Annotated in this window: 15 protein-coding genes; 6 read left to right on the plus strand and 9 right to left on the minus strand. The window is 62.8% G+C overall.

What is annotated here, in order from left to right; all coding sequences use genetic code 11:
* Nucleotides 1-71: 71 nt before the first annotated feature.
* Complete coding sequence (locus LQK83_RS08570) at nucleotides 72-1,406, minus strand: dicarboxylate/amino acid:cation symporter (RefSeq protein ID WP_230836985.1); 1,335 nt, start codon at nucleotides 1,404-1,406, stop codon at nucleotides 72-74.
* Between the two features lie 240 nt (nucleotides 1,407-1,646).
* Between LQK83_RS08570 and LQK83_RS08575 the strand changes: the two genes are divergently transcribed.
* Nucleotides 1,647-3,515 carry a sensor histidine kinase gene (locus LQK83_RS08575; RefSeq protein WP_230836986.1) on the plus strand — a complete coding sequence of 623 codons (1,869 nt, stop codon included), beginning with the start codon at nucleotides 1,647-1,649 and terminating at the stop codon, nucleotides 3,513-3,515.
* 2 nt (nucleotides 3,516-3,517) lie between these two features.
* Complete coding sequence (locus LQK83_RS08580; RefSeq protein ID WP_330166276.1) at nucleotides 3,518-4,879, plus strand: sigma-54-dependent transcriptional regulator; 1,362 nt, start codon at nucleotides 3,518-3,520, stop codon at nucleotides 4,877-4,879.
* Nucleotides 4,880-4,983: 104 nt separating this feature from the next.
* Here LQK83_RS08580 and LQK83_RS08585 read toward each other — a convergent pair whose 3' ends face one another.
* The gene (locus LQK83_RS08585) at nucleotides 4,984-5,307 is read right to left on the minus strand and encodes a hypothetical protein (protein ID WP_109854425.1); all 324 of its coding nucleotides are present in this window, start codon (nucleotides 5,305-5,307) and stop codon (nucleotides 4,984-4,986) included.
* A gap of 306 nt (nucleotides 5,308-5,613) precedes the next feature.
* Between LQK83_RS08585 and asnB the strand changes: the two genes are divergently transcribed.
* From asnB to nadE, 4 genes are read left to right on the plus strand one after another with little or no spacing between them, the layout of a single operon-like run.
* Nucleotides 5,614-7,569, plus strand: coding sequence for an asparagine synthase (glutamine-hydrolyzing) (asnB, locus tag LQK83_RS08590; protein WP_230836988.1), 1,956 nt, complete (start codon nucleotides 5,614-5,616; stop codon nucleotides 7,567-7,569).
* 18 nt (nucleotides 7,570-7,587) lie between these two features.
* Entirely contained in the window at nucleotides 7,588-7,854 is a 267-nt protein-coding gene (locus LQK83_RS08595) for an acyl carrier protein (RefSeq protein WP_230836989.1), read from the plus strand.
* A gap of 12 nt (nucleotides 7,855-7,866) precedes the next feature.
* Entirely contained in the window at nucleotides 7,867-9,408 is a 1,542-nt protein-coding gene (locus LQK83_RS08600; RefSeq protein ID WP_230836990.1) for a class I adenylate-forming enzyme family protein, read from the plus strand.
* Entirely contained in the window at nucleotides 9,405-10,424 is a 1,020-nt protein-coding gene (gene nadE, locus LQK83_RS08605; RefSeq protein WP_230836991.1) for an NAD(+) synthase, read from the plus strand. The genes LQK83_RS08600 and nadE overlap by 4 nt, the downstream gene beginning before the upstream one ends.
* Nucleotides 10,425-10,433: 9 nt before the next feature.
* Here the strand turns inward: nadE and LQK83_RS08610 are convergent, their stop codons facing one another.
* The 7 genes from LQK83_RS08610 to LQK83_RS08640 form a co-directional block, all read right to left on the minus strand.
* Nucleotides 10,434-11,531, minus strand: a complete 1,098-nt coding sequence (locus LQK83_RS08610; RefSeq protein WP_230836992.1) for a hypothetical protein — start codon at nucleotides 11,529-11,531, stop codon at nucleotides 10,434-10,436.
* A complete protein-coding gene (locus LQK83_RS08615; protein WP_230836993.1) occupies nucleotides 11,528-12,223 on the minus strand; it encodes a N5-glutamine methyltransferase family protein in 696 nt (231 codons plus the stop codon). Before LQK83_RS08615 ends, LQK83_RS08610 begins: the two co-directional genes overlap by 4 nt.
* 379 nt (nucleotides 12,224-12,602) lie before the next feature.
* Nucleotides 12,603-13,451 carry a carboxylating nicotinate-nucleotide diphosphorylase gene (nadC, locus tag LQK83_RS08620; protein WP_230836994.1) on the minus strand — a complete coding sequence of 283 codons (849 nt, stop codon included), beginning with the start codon at nucleotides 13,449-13,451 and terminating at the stop codon, nucleotides 12,603-12,605.
* Nucleotides 13,452-13,464: 13 nt separating this feature from the next.
* A complete protein-coding gene (locus tag LQK83_RS08625) occupies nucleotides 13,465-15,006 on the minus strand; it encodes an L-aspartate oxidase (protein ID WP_230836995.1) in 1,542 nt (513 codons plus the stop codon).
* Entirely contained in the window at nucleotides 15,003-15,974 is a 972-nt protein-coding gene (nadA, locus tag LQK83_RS08630) for a quinolinate synthase NadA (RefSeq protein WP_230836996.1), read from the minus strand. The genes LQK83_RS08625 and nadA overlap by 4 nt, the downstream gene beginning before the upstream one ends.
* Before the next feature lie 66 nt (nucleotides 15,975-16,040).
* On the minus strand, nucleotides 16,041-16,943 hold the full coding sequence (locus tag LQK83_RS08635; RefSeq protein ID WP_230836997.1) for an NUDIX hydrolase: 903 nt from the start codon (nucleotides 16,941-16,943) through the stop codon (nucleotides 16,041-16,043).
* Between the two features lie 143 nt (nucleotides 16,944-17,086).
* Nucleotides 17,087-17,380: a DUF2934 domain-containing protein gene (locus LQK83_RS08640; RefSeq protein ID WP_230836998.1), complete on the minus strand. Its 294-nt coding sequence runs from the start codon at nucleotides 17,378-17,380 to the stop codon at nucleotides 17,087-17,089.
* Nucleotides 17,381-17,452: the final 72 nt, after the last annotated feature.

The raw sequence follows: 17,452 nt of genomic DNA on the forward strand, positions 1-17,452 counted from the left end.
ACCGGCGTCAAATGCAAAAGGCCCGCGCGGTGAACGCGCGGGCCTTTCTGATCGATGAATCTGAGCCTTGCTTATTCGGCGGCGACAGCGACCGGAACGAGGCGGGGCTCTTCGACGATCGGCTTGCCGGAGAATGCGGCGGCCATCTTTTCCTTGTCGAGTTCGCCTTCCCAGCGTGCGACGACGACGGTGGCAACCGCGTTGCCGATGAAGTTGGTGATGGCGCGGCATTCCGACATGAAGCGGTCGATGCCGAGGATCAGCGCCATGCCGGCGATCGGAACGGCGGGAACGACGGAGAGCGTGGCGGCGAGCGTGATGAAGCCAGCGCCCGTGATGCCGGCCGCACCCTTGGAGCTCAGCATGGCGACCAGCAGAAGCAGCACTTCCTCACCGAAGGACAGGTGCGTGTTCGTCGCCTGAGCAATGAAGAGAGCTGCCAGCGTCATGTAGATGTTCGTGCCGTCGAGGTTGAACGAATAGCCGGTCGGAATGACGAGGCCAACGACCGGACGGGCGCAGCCCGCACGCTCCATCTTGGACATCAGGCCCGGGAGGGCGGCCTCCGACGAGGAGGTGCCGAGAACGAGCAGCAGTTCTTCCTTGAGGTAACGGATCAGCGAGAGGATCGAGAAGCCGTTATACCAGGCCACTGCGCCGAGAACGACGAAGATGAAGAGGAAGGACGTCAGGTAGAACGTGCCGATCAGCATGGCGAGATTGGCGACCGAACCGATGCCATACTTGCCGATGGTGAAGGCCATCGCGCCGAATGCGCCGATCGGTGCGGCCTTCATCAGGATGGCGACGAGGCGGAAGATCGGGTTGGTGAGAGCCTGAAGGAAGTCGAGAACCGGCTTGCCCTTTTCACCGACCATGCCCAGCGCAATGCCGAACAGAACCGAGAAGAACAGGACCTGCAGAATGTCGCCTTCGGCAAATGCGCCGACGATCGTGTTCGGGATGATGTTCATCAGGAACCCGGTGATCGTCGCGTCATGTGCCTTGGCGGTGTAGGTTGCCACAGCCTTGGTGTCGAGCGTTGCCGGGTCGATGTTCATGCCGGAGCCGGGATGAACGACATTGGCCACGACGATGCCGATGATCAGAGCGAGCGTCGAGAAGGTCAGGAAGTAGATCATCGACTTGCCGGCGACACGGCCGACCTTCTTCAGATCTGCCATGCCGGCAATGCCGGTGGCGACCGTCAGAAAGATCACGGGTGCGATGATCATCTTCACCAGCTTGATGAAGGCATCGCCCAGCGGCTTCATGCTTTCGCCGATGCCCGGGTAGAAGTGGCCGAGAATGATGCCGGCGGCAATGGCCGTCAGAACCTGAACATAGAGCTGCCGATAGAGCGGCGTCTTGCCGCGCGGTTCGGTGACCGCGTCTGAAATATGCATGTGAGCCTCCACTTGCCTCGCCCGGATGAATGCGCCTCCCGAGGCGGAACGTTGATCGCACGGCGCCTTATCCCGCCGCTGAAGCTCTATTTGCAACCGCCGTGCCAGTTCTGCGGCGGTGAGTTAAGTAGCTGGAAAGAAATGTGAATTTTTTGTGTCACGAAGATGGTTTGCGCAAGATGTGCGGAATTCCACACAGATGCACTTGTCGACTGTGTAGGAAAATGCACAGAATGGAGCATGACCGACGAGGCAAAATTGCAGCAGACCGGCGAGCCGCCCTTTCCTATGGCGCGGTTGAAACGCCGTGTACGGCGAGACTGGGCGATCTTCGCCGTCCTGTTTTTTGTCGGCGCCCTGCTCGTGGCGCTGGGGGCGAACCGTTATGGGCGCGAGGTTGCGGTTGCCGACCTTCTGGCGCAGGGTCGGACGGAGATCAATCTCAAGGCCGCCTTGTTGCGCAGCGTTCTGGAGCGCCCGCGCGCCCTGCCGCTTGTCCTCTCGCAGGATCGCGATGTCTCGGACGCACTGACGACGGGCTCGGCGCGCGACATCGACCGTCTGAACCGCAAGCTGGAAGCCCTCGTTTCGAGCACCAAGGCAGCCGTCATCTACGTGACCAACAGCAAGGGTGTCGCCATTGCATCGAGCAACTGGCAGGAACAGACCAGCTTTGTCGGCAGCGACTATTCCTTCCGGGCCTATTTCCGTGATGCGATGGCGCATGGGACGGGAGAGCAGTTTGCGCTCGGCAGTGTCAGCAACCGGCCCGGCCTCTACATTTCCAACCGGGTGGTATTGGGCGATGCGCAGCTGGGTGTTGTCGTCGTCAAGATGGAATTCGAGCAGTTGGAGAACGACTGGCGCGACAGCGGCCGGCCTGCCTTCATCACGGGGCCCGAAAATGTGGTTCTGGTGACGAATATGCCGAGCTGGCGTTTCATGACGGTGGGCCGGCTTGATGCCGCAAAGGCCGCTTCCTTGCGTGAGAGCCTGCAATTTGGCGGCGCGCCGCTTCAGCCGCTGCCGTTGCGGGCCGAAAAGCCGCTTGTCAGCGATATCAAACAGACAGGCGTCGTGCTGCCCGGGGGTGGCGAAGCCTCGTTCATCGAACTTATGACAGGGGTCGCCACGACGCACTGGGTTCTGCATTATCTGGTCCCGGTTCAGCCGACGCTCGGCGGCTCGATCGGGCGGGCGCTGTTCGTCTCCTTCGCATTCTATATAGGTCTCTCGGTGCTGGCGGCCATTGTCATGTGGCGGCGGCAGACGAACCTCTTCGGCCAGGCGCGCGCCGCCTTGGCCCGCACGGAACTGGAGCGCCGTGTGCGCGAGCGCACGAAGGATCTCAGCCGCGCGCGCGACCTGCTACAGGCAGAGGTGTCCGAACACCGCAACACCGAGCAGCGGCTGAAAGGCGTCCAGCAGGAACTGGTTGCCGCCAACAGACTGGCCATTCTCGGGCAGGTCGCGGCTGGTGTGGCACACGAGATCAACCAGCCGCTCGCGACGATCCGCGCCTATGCCGAAAACGCGCGCACCTTTCTGGAACGCAAGAAGATCGAGAGCGCGAACGAGAATGTCGGACTGATTGTCGATCTCACGCAGCGCATCGCCACCATCACCGATGAGTTGCGCGCCTTTGCCCGCAAGGGACGCGGATCGCCGGAGCCGGTTCCGCTGCGCAACGTCCTGGAGGGCGCCGTTGTCCTCCTCACGACGCGCTTTGCAGGACGGATCGAAGCCATCGTCATCGATCTTCCCGACCAAGACCTCAATGTGCTGGGAAATCGTATCCGGCTGGAGCAGGTCTTTATCAACCTCTTCCAGAACGCGCTTGAGGCGCTTCAGGACAAGGCGGAAGCTCGCGTGGAGGTCTCGGTAAAAGCCGCTCCTACGGGGGTGACCGTCACCGTCGCTGACAACGGTCCGGGGATACCGGCGGAGATCCGCGACGTGCTGTTTACGCCGTTCAATACGTCGAAGGAGCAGGGCCTGGGCCTGGGCCTGGTCATCACCAAGGAAATTCTCGCGGATTACGGCGGGACCATTACCGTCGAGAGCGACGAAACCGGCACACGCTTTGCCGTAACGTTGAAAGGAGCATGACATTGGAAACCGGCAGTTCGGTCTATCTGGTCGACGACGACAAGGATCTGCGGCGGGCGACGTCGCAGACGCTGGAGCTTGCCGGCTTCGACGTCCAGTCGTTTGCGCGCGCCCGCGATGCGCTTGCGGCGCTGCCGATGGATTTCCCCGGCGTGGTGGTCAGCGACATCCGCATGCCCGAAATGGACGGGCTTCAGCTGTTTGCCGAAATCAAAGCGCGCGATCCCGATCTTCCTGTCATCCTGATCACCGGCCATGGCGATATCCCGATGGCGGTGCAGGCCATTCATGACGGGGTATATGACTTCATCGCCAAGCCGTTCCCGGCCGATCATCTGTCTCGGAGCATTGCACGGGCGCAGGAGAAGCGGGCATTGGTGCTGGAAAACAGGCGGCTGCGTCGTCTGGCCGATGAGGTGTCCGACGACATGCCGATGCTGGGAAACACGCCGGCCATCGCGCGCCTGCGCCAGACCCTGCGTCAGATCGCGGATACCGATGTCGACGTTCTCGTCACCGGCGAAACCGGTACGGGCAAGGAAGTCGTCGCCAATCTGCTGCACCGCTGGGGCCATCGCAACCGCGGCAATTTCGTCGCGCTCAATTGCGGCGCATTGCCCGAGACGGTGATCGAAAGCGAGCTGTTCGGCCATGAAGCCGGGGCGTTCACCGGGGCGGCCAAGAAGCGGATCGGCCGCATCGAGCATGCCGATCGCGGAACGCTCTTTCTGGACGAGATCGAGAGCATTCCGCTCTCCACCCAGGTCAAGCTGTTGCGTGTCCTGGAAGGGCGCGTCGTTACGCCGCTCGGCACCAACGAGATCCGAGCCGTCGATTTCCGGGTCGTCGCAGCGGCCAAGGAAGACCTGGCTGCCCTGTCGCGTGAGGCGAAGTTCCGCGAAGACCTTTTCTACAGGCTTAATGTCGTGAGCATTTCCATTCCGCCGCTGCGCGAGCGGCGCGATGATATTCCGCTGCTGTTTACCTATTTCGCCGGCCGCGCGGCACAGCGCTTCCGCAAGGAGCCGCCGCAGATTTCGCACGCCTACATGCGTTCACTTCAGGCGCGCGCCTGGCCGGGCAATGTGCGTGAGCTGGCCCATGTGGCAGAGCGCTTTGTTCTTGGACTGGACGAGGATGCCGCCATGGCGGAGGTCGACCCGGCTGAAACAAGCGGCGACACGCTGTCAGTCCGGATGGATCGGCTGGAGGCCGATATAATCCGGCAGACGCTGGAGCGCCACAACGGCGATATACGCGCGACCATCGAACAGCTCGGCATCGCGCGAAAGACATTCTATGACAAACTGAGCCGGCACGGGATCAGCCGTGCCGACTATGTTCGGGACGATTCAGGGCCTTGAAGAGGACGACTGCTTCGCAATTTTCCAAACAAAAGCTTCGCGCATCACGCCGAGATATCTCGGGACGAGTCGAGGATTGCCGGAGACCTTGCGAGACTTGTCGCTCAGGTCCCGGATTTCTTGAAGCGGGTCGCCGCGAAGGCGGACTTGACGGTCGCCGGATCGCGGTTCTGTGCCGGCGGGAACGAGAATAGTTCCGCAGCAACATCGATCAGAAGGTTCTTTTCATGCAGCCACATGATGTCGGAGACGAGACGGTCGATGCGTTCGCGGGCTTCCGCCAGCACAAGCGCGCGTTCCTTCTCTTCCTCGAGAGCCTTCTTCTTCTCCAGCGCGAGCTGAAGTTCGGTGATCTGGCGCTCAAGTTCTGCGTCGGACTTAGACATCAGTTCGGGCCGAAGCTTGTCGATGTCCTGAATACTCGTCATGTTGTTTCCCCTGTTGGACCTGACAGAACCGCGAATCCCAGATCGCTAACGCCGCCTGATACAAACCTCTGAGTCGCTGATTCTACTGGTCAAATTATTACGTAACGGTCCCGGGCCATGACAAGATGGAAAAATCCCGCGCGCGAGTTACGAACGGTTTTGTTGTGTATGGCCGCGCAGACGTGAACGGGGCTTGAGCGGCATTTACGGTCTTTTCACCCAAATTCATAAATGCAATGCGTGCGTTAAGCTCTTTCAAGCGCCTGCGGCCTATAGTCGTGCCCGGACTTGAAAGCGGATGTGTATATGTGCGGATTGGCAGGCTATCTGGGCAATGTGGCAGAGCCGGAGCGGCTTCTGGCCGCCATGGGCGACGCCATTGCCCATCGCGGACCCGATGGCCGCGGCCTGAACGTCATCGCGCCGGAAGGTTCCGCGCCCGGCGCCGGCCTCTCGCATGTGCGGCTTTCCATCGTCGGGCTCGCCGACAGCGCCCAGCCGATGGTGTCCGAATACGGTGAACTTGCCATCGCCTTCAACGGCGAAATCTTCAACTATGTCGAGCTGCGCGAAGAGCTTGTCGCGCGTGGATATCGCTTCCGGACCAGTGGTGACACGGAAGTTCTGCTGAAGCTCTATGAAATTTACGGGCCGGAATGCCTGTGCCGCCTCAATGGCGATTTTGCCTTCGCCATTTGGGATGGCCGTGCCAAGCGCATGTTCATCGCGCGTGACCGCATGGGCGTGCGTCCGCTCTTTTATACCGAAAAGGCGGGAACGCTCTATTTTGCCTCCGAGGTAAAGGCGCTCCTGGCCGTGCCCGGCTTCCATGCCGCGCTTGATCCCTTGGCGCTCGATCAGGTCTTCACCCTCTGGTCGCCGATTGCCCCGCGCACGGCCTTCGAGGGCGTGTTCGAGCTGGAGCCCGGCAACTACATGATTGCCGACGCCTCCGGCCGTCGGATTTCGACCTACTGGTCGCTCGATTTCCCGGATGCCGTCGACGTGCGTCCGGAGCTGAACGAGGACGACAGGGCGGCACAGCTGCGTCATCTGCTGGAAGACGCGACCCGCATTCGTCTCCGTGCCGATGTTCCTGTCGGTTCCTGCCTCTCCGGCGGCCTCGATTCCTCCATTGTCGCAGCGCTCGCCGCCGAGATGGCCCCGCGCGGCCTCGACACATTCGCCATCACCTTTGACAGCGCCGAACACGACGAGAGCAGCTTCCAGAAACTCATGGCCCGCCATCTCGGCGTCAAGCACCACGAGATCAACTGCTCGGAAGCCGATATCGCCGCCGCATTCCCGGATGTCGTGCGCCTTGCCGAAAAGCCGCTGATCCGCACCGCGCCCGCGCCGATGTATCGCCTATCGTCGCTCATCCGCGAGACGGGGATGAAGGTCGTGCTGACGGGCGAGGGGGCGGACGAGGTCTTTGCCGGCTACGATCTCTTCAAGGAGGCGCAGGTACGTCGCTTCTGCGCGCGCCAGCCGGGCTCGAAATTCCGGCCGCATCTCTTCCGCAAGCTCTATCCCTATCTGCCGGGGCTGCAAAAGCAGTCCGCCGAGTATCTCGCCGCCTTCTTCGGCGCGGATGCCGCACCCTTGTCCGATCCGCTCTTTTCGCACCGGCCGCGCCTGCGTGGCACGGCTGCGGCCAAGCTGTTCTTCTCCGCAGACCTCAAAAGCCGGCTTGCCGGTTATGATGCAGCCGACGACATGATCGCGCAATTGCCGGAACGCTTCAGCCGCTGGCATCCGCTGCATCAGGCGCAGTATCTCGAAACGCGCTTCCTCATGCCGGGCTATATCCTGTCCAGCCAGGGCGACCGCATGGCGATGGGCAATGGGGTCGAAGGCCGCTTCCCCTTCCTTGATCATCGTCTGGTCGAGTTCGCCACGACGCTTTCGCCGTCGATGAAGCTGAAGGGTCTGAAGGAGAAATATCTCCTGCGCAAATCCATGGCCGACAAGCTTCCGGCGGAAATCACCCATCGCGTCAAACAGCCCTATCGCGCGCCGGACAGCCGCGCGTTCTCAGGTGCGGTGGCGCAGGAGCAGGTTCATGCCGTCCTGAACCCGAGCCGTGTTGCCGGCGACGGTCTCTTCAATGCCGCTGCGGTTGACAAGCTGGTGCAGAAATGTGCCGGCCAGAGCGCTCCGAGCTTCCGCGACGACACGGCCTTCATCGGCGTCCTCTCGACGCAGATGTGGCTCGACATTTTCCAGGGAACGAACAGGCGCGCCAGCGAAGCCGCCTGAATAATAAGGAGAGACAAAATGAGCGAATCCATCAAGCAGACCATCCGGTCCTTCATCGTCGAAAACTTCCTTTTCGGTGACGAGGCAGCGCTTCCGGGCGATGCTGAATCGCTGATCGCGGGCGGGATCATCGATTCCACCGGCGTTCTCGAACTCGTCGCCTTCATCGAGGAGCAGTTCGGTTTCACCGTTGCCGACAGCGACATCGTCCCGGCCAATCTCGACACGATCGATGCCATTGCCGGCTATGTCGGCCGCAACGCATCCGCAGCCGCCGCCGCCTGAGGAGATGAGCCCATGCGGGTCGAGCGCTTCCTGACAGACAGTGCCCAGGCGTTTCCGGACAAGACGGCTCTGATCACCGCCGACCGGCGGCTGACTTATGCCGAACTCAACCGGCTGACCGATGCTCTTGCAGCTTCGCTTGCTGCACAAGGCGTCAAGCGCTCCGACCGCGTGCTGGTCTTCATGGACAATTGCTGGGAAGCGGCCGTCTCGATCTTCGCGATCCTGAAGGCCGGCGGCACGTTCAGCCCGATCAACGCGTCCACCAAGGGCAACAAGCTCGCCTATATCATCGGCAATTGCGAGCCGGCGGCGATCTTGACTCAAGGACGGCTGATGCCGGTGGTACGCGAGGCGCTGGCCGAGCATCCGGGCCGACAGATTGCGGTGCTTTCGACAGAGGGTCGCAATGGCGTGCCGGAAGGCGCTGCCTCATTCATGGCCGCCCTCGAAGGCACGGCCACCCCGCCGGCCCATGGCAGCGTCGAAACCGATCTCGCCATGCTCATCTACACGTCCGGCTCCACGGGCCAGCCCAAGGGCGTGATGATGACGCATGACAATATCGAGGCGGCATCGCGCTCGATCATCACCTATCTCGAAGGCCGCAGCGACGATATCGTCCTCAACGTCCTGCCGCTCGCCTTCGATTACGGGCTCTATCAGCTGCTGATGACCTTCCGTCTCGGCGCCACGCTGGTGCTCGAAAAGTCCTTCGCCTTCCCGCAGGCGATCTTTGACCTCATGCGCCGCGAGCGCGTCACCGGCTTCCCGCTGGTGCCGACCATGGCGGCGATGATCCTGCGGATGAACGAGCTTCAGCCGGGCTTCTTGCCGGACGTCCGCTATTTGACCAACACGGCCGCCGCGCTGCCTGCCGAACATATCGCCCAGCTGCGTGGCCTCTTCCCCGGCGCCCGGCTTTTTTCGATGTACGGTCTGACCGAGTGCAAGCGCTGCACCTATCTGCCGCCGGAAGAGCTGGATCGCCGTCCGGGCTCTGTCGGCATCGCCATTCCCGGTACGCAGGCTTTTGTCGTTGACGATGAAGGCGCGCCGGTTCCGGCCGGTGTCGAGGGCGAGCTGGTCATTCGCGGCCCGCATGTCATGCAGGGCTACTGGCGCAACGAGCAGGCCACGAATGCCATGCTGAAGAAAGGCCCCGATGGCCTCATCCAGATGCACACGGGCGACCTTTTCCGCACCGATGCCGAAGGCTTCCTCTATTTTGTCGGGCGCAAGGACGATATCATCAAGACGCGCGGCGAGAAGGTCGCGCCGAAGGAGGTCGAGGCTGTGCTGCATGCGCTGCCGGGCGTCGCCGAGGCCGTCGTTGCCGGCATTCCGGACCCCATTCTCGGCCAAGCCGTCACGGCCATGGTGGTCCTGAGCAATCCGGCGCTGACGGAGCGCGAGGTTCTCGCCCACTGCGCCCGCAATCTCGAAGATTTCATGGTGCCGAAGCGGATCGTCTTCAAGGACGCGCTGCCGCGCACCGATACAGGCAAGGTCAGCCGCCGTCTGGCGGCCGGAGAACTGGAGCACGCCGCATGAGCAAGACTGCAACCGCCCTGAAGCAGGCCGAGGCCTTCGGCCCGGAAACGCTGAACATCGATTGCGAGGCGGAGGTCGAGAAGATCGTCGCGGCGCTGCGCAGCCAGCTTCGCGCCATGCGCAAGCGCGGCCTCGTTCTGGGCCTTTCCGGCGGCATCGACTCCAGCGTTTCGGCGGCATTGGCCGTCCGCGCGGTCGGCGCGAAGAACGTCTTCACGCTTTTCATGCCCGAGCACGATTCCGATCCCGAAAGCCTCCGCCTCGGCCGCCTTGTTGCCGAGACCTACGGCATCGAAAGCGTGGTTGAGGATATCGGCCCGACGCTTGCCGCCATGGGTTGCTATTCCCGCCGCGACGAATTTATCCGCACGCTGGTGCCGGAATACGGTCCCGGCTGGGCCTCCAAGGTCGCGATCTCCAATTCGGCGGAAGGCGGCGGCTTCAACATTTCCTATCTCGTCGTCGCCGATCCGGACGGCAACCAGAGCCGTCACCGCATGCCGCTCAACGCCTATCTCGGCATCGTCGCTGCCACCAACATGAAGCAGCGCACCCGCAAGCAGCTTGAGTATTTCCACGCCGACCGGCTGAATTTCGCCGTTCTCGGCACGCCGAACCGGCTCGAATACGACCAGGGCTTCTTCGTGAAGAACGGCGATGGCGCCGCCGATGTGAAGCCGATCGCGCATCTCTACAAGGGGCAGGTCTATCAGCTCGCCGCCCATCTCGGTGTGCCGGAAGAAATCCGAAAGCGCCCGCCGACGACGGACACCTATTCGCTCGCCCAGACCCAGGAAGAATTCTACTTCTCGCTGCCTTGGGACAAGATGGATCTCTGCCTCTATGGCCTGAACCATGGTCTCGATGCGGGCGAGGTGGCGGTCGCTGCCGGTCTGAAGCGCGAGGCGGTCGAGTATGTCTACGCCGATATCACCGCCAAGCGGTCTGCGACGCGTTATCTCCACGCCAGCCCGCTGCTGGTCGAAAAGGTCGAGGAACTGGACCGCCTGGATTAAGCCGGTCTTTTATCCAAAATCGCCGCCGAAGAAGCGGTTCCAGCGCTCGCCGGCAAGGCCGGTGAGCATGCAGTCGCCGGAAAGGAATGGCTCGGCCAAAGCGGGGTCTTTCGCATGGATGACAGTCGAGGAGACTGTTGCCATGACCATGTGGCGGCCGGTTGCGGCCTCGATCAGCTCCGGGCTGGATCGCCCGCGAAGGCCGGCCGCACCCATCTCCAGCGCATGCGCGAACATGAGGTCCAGGACCGGGCCGAGACGAGCCGGCGTTGCCATGACCTGGAGCACACGGCCGATGCCGCCCGGCTTCAGGTGATAGAGAAACGCGCCGATGGGTTCGCCACTCTTTGTTTTGACCAGCCCCATATGCGCCTGCCCGAAGGTGGGTTTGATCACGGCATTGGCCAGAACGTGGTCGAGATAGCCCTTGTCCCAATCGGGGCGGGCCAGTTTCTCGGCGCTGAGCTTGCGGATCGCGTCCGCAAAGGCTTCGAACGTTGCGTCTTCCACAACGAGTCCGCCAGGGGCGGGTGCGGGCGTGAAGCGCATGAGGCTCGGTGAGCCGGAAAGCTTGTCGTCCACCAGTCGAGCGAGGGGGGCGATGGATTTCAAGAAGGAAAGCTTTTCGCCGGCCAGCGCTGTCACGAAACGTCCCGGCCGGAAGATGCGGAACCATTCGAAACTGTAGCCCGGAATGGTGCGCCCGCGCAGCTTCGTCCACATGGTCTCGGAGATGACATTGGCGGTTTCGCTGAGCGAGATGTCCTGCGGACCGCTGATGAAGGCCTTGAGCAGGCGCGCGCCGGCCAGCGGATCGCTTTCATGATCTTCGGACATGAGCGCGCCGCAGAAGGCTGCGCGGATCGGCCGTGCGCCGAGGAGATAGGGCACGGCATGGACGCCGACAAAGCCGTTGACGCGGCCATCGTTCGCAACATGAACCAGCGCGGGGATTTCCGGGTCGCAATAGGGTCCGTCGAGATAGAAGGCGCGGAAATAGGCGCTGAGCGCTGCCGGCGGGGCTGACTTGCCATGGCGCAGAATGCGATAATAAAGCGCTGTCACCGCGCCAATATCGTCTGCGGAAAGCGGCCGCACCTCGCTCATGAAGCGTTTTCCCTGAGACGGGCGACGGCGACGCGCGGCCGACCTTCCTCGTCGGTCGGGAAGTCGAGGCATTCGAAGACGCGCGAGCGTGTGAGCAGCGATTGCGCCTGCCGCTCCTGTCCGGCGCCGAATTCGAACAGCAGGAGGCCGCCGGGTTTGAGGAAAGCGGGCGCTTCGCGTACCAGACGCTGCTGGATCGAAATGCCGTAAGGCCCGCCGTCGAAGGCTTCGCGCGGCTCGTTTTCCAGCAGATGCGCGCTTTCGCCTTCCAGACGTCCGGTCGAAATATAGGGCGGGTTGCAGACGATCATCGTCGCCCTGCCTTCCGCGCCCTGACCTTCGAGCGCGTTGAAGAGGTCGCCGCGGCAGATGGTGGCGCGATTGGTGAGGCCGAGACGCGCGGCATTGGCCTTGGCCGTCGCCACCGTGTCTTCCGTCAGATCGGCCGACAGCAGCGTGACGGACCTGACCGCATCGGCGATGGCAAGCCCGACATTGCCGGAGCCGCAGCACATGTCGATCACCAGTGGCGCGGCCTCGCCGGTCTCGCGCAGCATGGCAATGGCCTGACTTGCCAGAAGTTCGGTCTCGGCGCGGGGCGCCAGCACCGATCCTTGCAGGATGAGGTTGAGCCCCAGAAACTGATAGTGGCGCTGGCCCGATGCGTCAGCCGCCCTGTTGTCCGCCTGCATATGTCGTCCCGCTTGCCGGAAGAAATGTCCCGTCAACGTTTATAAGCAGCAAAACTTAAGCCTTCATAACCCGCAAGTTCAGCATGTTGCCGAGTTTTTCTGCGTCCCGCGCCCAGGCCGTGCGTGACGTAACGAAGGCTGCATGCGACTGCAGGTTTGCATGCGGTGCAGCATCTGCATAGCTGCATTGCACAAAAATTAGTTTGCCTTTGTCCAAATTTCAGGCATTATGCTTCCAGTTGATGCGTTTGGCGGCCTCCTCCCAGTGCCGCTGCGTCAACTGTTCCCCTCTGGAGGTTTAATTACCTTCACACCTAATGGGCCGCGGTCTCCGCTGGCCCACTTTTTTTGCCCATTTTCAAGTCTAAGTCGGCGTTCTTCAGGCCTCATCCAACCCGATATCGAGGCAGGGTGCGCTATGCGTGATCCAGCCAATGGAAAGCAGATCGACCCCGCTCCCGGCGATCGCAGCGGCGGTCTCGGGCGTGATGCCGCCGGAGGCCTCGGTGATGGCGCGGCCGGCGACAAACGCAACGGCCTCTTTCAGCAGCGCCGGCGTCATATTGTCGAGCAGGACGGCGTCGACATCGACCTCCATCGCCTCGGCAAGCTGATCGAGCGTGTCAACTTCCACCTCGATCTTGACCATGTGGCCTACATGCGCCTTGGCGCGCCGGATCGCCTCCGTGACGCTTCCGGCAATGGCAATATGATTGTCCTTGATCAGCACGGCATCGTGGAGCGCGAAGCGATGGTTCATGCCGCCGCCGGCGCGGACGGCGTATTTTTCAAAGGCGCGCAACCCCGGCGTGGTCTTGCGTGTGCACACGACGGCGGCTTTCGTGCCCGATACGGCATCGACAATCCCGGCGGTGACGGTGGCGATGCCGGAAAGATGGCCGAGGAAGTTGAGCGCGACGCGCTCGCCGGTCAGCAGTCCGCGCGAAGGGCCTTCGATGGTGGCGATCACGTCGCCGGCGGCGACCCGTGCGCCGTCCGAAACATGCGCCGTCGTCTTGATGCCCGGATCGACGAGTTCAAAGGCCAGCTTTGCGATCTCCAGCCCGGCGATGACCCCTGTTTTGCGGGCGGCCATGACGAAGCGGGAGCGATGATCCGCCGGGATGACGGAGGCGGAGGTGATGTCGCCGGCAAGACCGAGATCTTCCAGAAGGGCTGCGCGCACGGCAGGCTCGACGATGACGCGGGGCAGGGGAGGCAGATGCATGGGCGGGGATTCCTTATGCGCTTTCGGCAAGCGGATGGTTGTTCAGGCCCTGCGCGGTTTCGAGGAGGTCCGCAAGGGTCATGGTGCGGCGCTCGGGCTTTGCATGGGGCGCCGGAAAGTCGCTGCGGGCATGCGCGCCGCGCGATTCTTCGCGAAGCCGGGCGAAGACGGTGATCGCAAGCGCCACAAGCGCTGGGTCTGATGACGGTCCATTGCCACTCGCGAGCGGCAGAAGGTCGGCAATTGCCCGGTCAAGGCCCGCCTGATTGCGGACGACGGAAAGATCGCGCGAGGCGATCTCGCGGACGCGGCGAAGATCGGGTGCGGGGCCGGGGGCAATATCCGGCAGCGCCTTGATGGTGCCCGATGCCGCACCGGTGATATCCTGCGCGGCCCTGATCCCCATCACCGTGCCTTCCAGCAAGGAATTGCTGGCGAGCCGGTTTGCGCCATGGAGACCAGTGCAGGCGGCCTCGCCGATCACCCAGAGACCGTCGATCGTGCTGCGTCCGGCCGTATCGGTCGTCACGCCGCCCATGTGATAATGCGCAGCCGGTCGAACGGGGATGAGGTCGCGGGCCGGGTCGATGCCGGCCTTGGCGCAAAGTGTGTGGATGAGCGGAAACCGGGTCGCGAGGCGGGAGCCCAGAGCATCGCGCGCGTCGAGATAGACCTTGCCGCCACGTGCGATTTCCCGGCCAATGGCGCGGGCGACGACGTCGCGTGGGGCCAGCTCGGCCCCGGGCGTGTCGGCGAGAAAGCGTTCGCCCCTTTCGTTGAGCAGCAGCGCGCCTTCGCCGCGCACGGCTTCGCTGACCAGCGCCAGCGGACGCCGCGGAGTGGCAAGTGCGGTCGGGTGAAACTGCACGAATTCCATGTCGCAAAGCTCGGCACCGGCGCGCGCCGCCAGCATGACGCCTTGCCCGAAATTGCCGGCCGGATTGGTGCTCGCGTCATAAATCCCGCCGAGACCGCCGGTCGCCAGAACGACCTGCGTCGTTGGCAGCGCAAATGCTCCTTCAGATCCCACGCAGAGCAGGCCGGCCATGGCTCCTTCGGCGGTCAGCAGGCGCCGGACCTCGACGCCTTCCAGAACCGTGATCGAGGCGCAGGCCCTGACCGCAGCGGTGAGGGCACGAACGATGGCCGCGCCCGTGCCGTCGCCATTGGCATGGATGATGCGATTGCGCGAATGGGCGGCTTCCAGACCGAATTGCAAATCGCCATCGGCCTTCCGGTCGAAACGCACGCCGAAGCGCTCCAGGGTCCTGAAGGCCAGAGCCGTTTCGGAGAGGATCGCGCGGGCGGCCTCAGCGTCGCAAAGGCCATCGCCCGCGGCGAGCGTATCGGCAAGATGCAGGTCCGTGCTGTCGTCCGGCCCGAGTGCGGCGGCAATGCCGCCCTGCGCCCAGCCGCTCGAGCTTTCCGCTCCAAGCACTCCCCGCGTCAGCAAAACGACCGGCCGTGGCGCGAGGCTCAGCGCCGCCGTCAGCCCGGCAATTCCGCTGCCGACGACAACAACGCGGCCGGCGAGCCTGTCGATGAGGGCTGTCATATGGCGAGCATCCTCTCGACGGCGAGGCGGGCGGGGACAATGAGGCTTTCCTCCACAGTCACCTCGTGGCGGTTTTCCTCCAGCGCCTGGCGGATGTTCGCCAGCGTGATGCGCTTCATATGCGGGCAGAGATTGCAGGGGCGGACGAAATCCACGTCCGGATGGTCGACGGCGACATTGTCGCTCATCGAGCATTCGGTGAGAAGGACGACGCGCGGCGGCTTCTTCTGGCCGACATAATCGGACATGACGGCCGTGGAACCGGCGAAATCAGCCTCCGCAACCACCTCCGGCGGGCACTCCGGATGTGCGAGCACGACAACGCCCGGATGGGCCTCGCGCAGGTCGCGGACATCCTGTGCGGTAAAGAGCTCATGCACCTCGCAATGGCCATGCCAGGCGATGATCTCGACATCTGTTTCGCGGGCGACGTTGCGGGCGAGATATTCGTCCGGGATCATGATGACGCGTGGCACGCCGAGCGATTCCACCACCTTCTTGGCATTGCCCGAGGTGCAGCAGATATCCGAGGCCGCTTTGACGGCGGCCGAGGTGTTCACATAGGTGATGATCGGTACGCCCGGATGGGCCTGACGGAGAAGTGCGACATCCTCCGGCGTGATCGAATCCGCCAGCGAACAGCCTGCGCCCATGTCGGGGATCAGCACCGTCTTCGTCGGGTTGAGGAGCTTCGCCGTCTCGGCCATGAAGTGAACGCCGGCCAGCACGATGACATCCGCATCGACTTCCGCCGCCTTGCGGGCGAGCGCCAGACTGTCGCCGACGATATCGGCAACGCCATGGAAAATTTCCGGCGTTTGATAGTTATGCGCCAGAATGACCGCGTTGCGCTTCTTCTTTAGTTCGAGGATCGCTGCGACATCCGCCTCATGAGAAAGCCATTCGGCCTTCGGCATCACGCGGGCGACGCGCTCGTAAAGCGCGGAAACGGAGGGCATCGTATTCATGGCGCATCCCTTTTACTCAGGTTGAGTATATGTGGGACGCATGGTTATACTCGTTTGGAGTATATGTCAATTGCGCGACAGAGGCAGCCTTGCGCTGGACAGCGCGTGCTCTTCGAGAATGGCGCGGCGATAGCGATAGAGCTTGGCGGGACGGCCGCCGGTCTCGCTCGACATCTCGCCGGTCTCTTCTATCAGTTCCTGCTGGTCGATCAGACGGCGGAAGTTCGGCTTGTGCAGCGCCAGCCCCGCCAGGGCTTCGACGGTTCTTTGCAGGTGGGACAGCGTGAAGCTTTCCGGCATGAGTTCGAAGACGACGGGGCGATATTTGATCTTGGCGCGCAGGCGGGTGATGGCGGTTGCGAGCATGCGGCGATGGTCTGCAAACATCGGCCGGCCGGTGCCCGGAACGCCTTGCGCGCCGGCCTCGGTGACCAATCCCGCTTCGTACATGAGTTCGTAGCGCTGCAGGGCCAGTTCCTCGTTCCAGCCCGCGCCATTCAGGCCGAGTGAAAGGTCGATGCGTTTCTGACGATGATCTCTTCGCGATGGCTCTGTCGCCGCCCAGGCATTCAGGGCCTCCGCGATAGGTGCCAGCGCGTCCGGCCGGCCCTCGCGGTGATCTTCCCAGGGAAAATATTCATACCAGCCGTGCCAGCCCGGCGCGCCGGCACCGGGAGCGGCCTGTTCGCGGACAAGACCGAGATAGCTGATCGAAATGGTGCGCCGCGCCCTGTCCTGCGGCGAACGGTCGCGGTCGGCGAAGGTGTAAAGCTGCTCGAGATAGCCGAGCGGGTGGCCGGTCTGTTCGTTCACCCATTCGCGAAGGCCGGCCTGAAGGCTGCGATGTTCAAGCTCGAACGGGCCGGAGGGAAGGGCCTCGCCCTTGCTCACGGTCATGACACGCGGCGCGTCATTGGTCACGGCCGTCAGCACGGCAATCAGTTCGGCGTGGGCGAGCGCGTCTTTCAAGGGGGGAGGGATCCTTCAAGAAATCCTGGCGATGAGCAATGTCTGCGTGAGTAGCAGAGAATTGCAACGCTTGAACCGAAAATCTCAAAAGAAAAGCCGGAGCGCGTACGCGCCCCGGCCTCTGGTCGGTCTTGTAGTCAAGATTATGCGCTTTTGCGCATTTTCGGCAGGTCGACTTCCTGTTCCGGTTGCTTTGCATTGTTGGCCGGGGCCGGATTGTCGAGATCGCGGACCTTGGCGGCAAGCTCGTCGGCGCCGTTGCTGGCACCCTGATCGCCGGATGCCGAACCGCCCTGGTGATAGGCGGCTTCCGCCGTGCTCCATTCCTCGGCTGCCTGCTGCCAGTGTCGGTCATGATGGCCGTCGGGACGGCCTTCCTTTTCCCAGATCTGGTAAGCGCGCTCGCGGATGTATTCTTCCCTGCTTCTCTGCTCCATGGTCTTCTCCCGTTTGACGACAAGAGCGTCGTGCGCTCAACGATAAAACGAACAAGCGGGACAAATGTTCAC

This window comes from Rhizobium sp. C1 (assembly GCF_021026335.1).
Taxonomy (GTDB): Bacteria; Pseudomonadota; Alphaproteobacteria; order Rhizobiales; family Rhizobiaceae; genus Ensifer_A.

Excerpts from the sequence above, each read along its gene's own strand:
- nadA (WP_230836996.1), bottom strand. The coding sequence starts at position 15,974 with ATGAATACGATGCCCTCCGTTTCCGCGCTTTACGAGCGCGTCGCCCGC.
- nadE (WP_230836991.1), top strand. The coding sequence starts at position 9,405 with ATGAGCAAGACTGCAACCGCCCTGAAGCAGGCCGAGGCCTTCGGCCCG.
- asnB (WP_230836988.1), top strand. The coding sequence starts at position 5,614 with ATGTGCGGATTGGCAGGCTATCTGGGCAATGTGGCAGAGCCGGAGCGG.
- LQK83_RS08610 (WP_230836992.1), bottom strand. The coding sequence starts at position 11,531 with ATGAGCGAGGTGCGGCCGCTTTCCGCAGACGATATTGGCGCGGTGACA.
- nadC (WP_230836994.1), bottom strand. The coding sequence starts at position 13,451 with ATGCATCTGCCTCCCCTGCCCCGCGTCATCGTCGAGCCTGCCGTGCGC.
- LQK83_RS08570 (WP_230836985.1), bottom strand. The coding sequence starts at position 1,406 with ATGCATATTTCAGACGCGGTCACCGAACCGCGCGGCAAGACGCCGCTC.
- LQK83_RS08625 (WP_230836995.1), bottom strand. The coding sequence starts at position 15,006 with ATGACAGCCCTCATCGACAGGCTCGCCGGCCGCGTTGTTGTCGTCGGC.
- LQK83_RS08615 (WP_230836993.1), bottom strand. The coding sequence starts at position 12,223 with ATGCAGGCGGACAACAGGGCGGCTGACGCATCGGGCCAGCGCCACTAT.
- LQK83_RS08595 (WP_230836989.1), top strand. The coding sequence starts at position 7,588 with ATGAGCGAATCCATCAAGCAGACCATCCGGTCCTTCATCGTCGAAAAC.
- LQK83_RS08585 (WP_109854425.1), bottom strand. The coding sequence starts at position 5,307 with ATGACGAGTATTCAGGACATCGACAAGCTTCGGCCCGAACTGATGTCT.
- LQK83_RS08640 (WP_230836998.1), bottom strand. The coding sequence starts at position 17,380 with ATGGAGCAGAGAAGCAGGGAAGAATACATCCGCGAGCGCGCTTACCAG.
- LQK83_RS08600 (WP_230836990.1), top strand. The coding sequence starts at position 7,867 with ATGCGGGTCGAGCGCTTCCTGACAGACAGTGCCCAGGCGTTTCCGGAC.
- LQK83_RS08575 (WP_230836986.1), top strand. The coding sequence starts at position 1,647 with ATGACCGACGAGGCAAAATTGCAGCAGACCGGCGAGCCGCCCTTTCCT.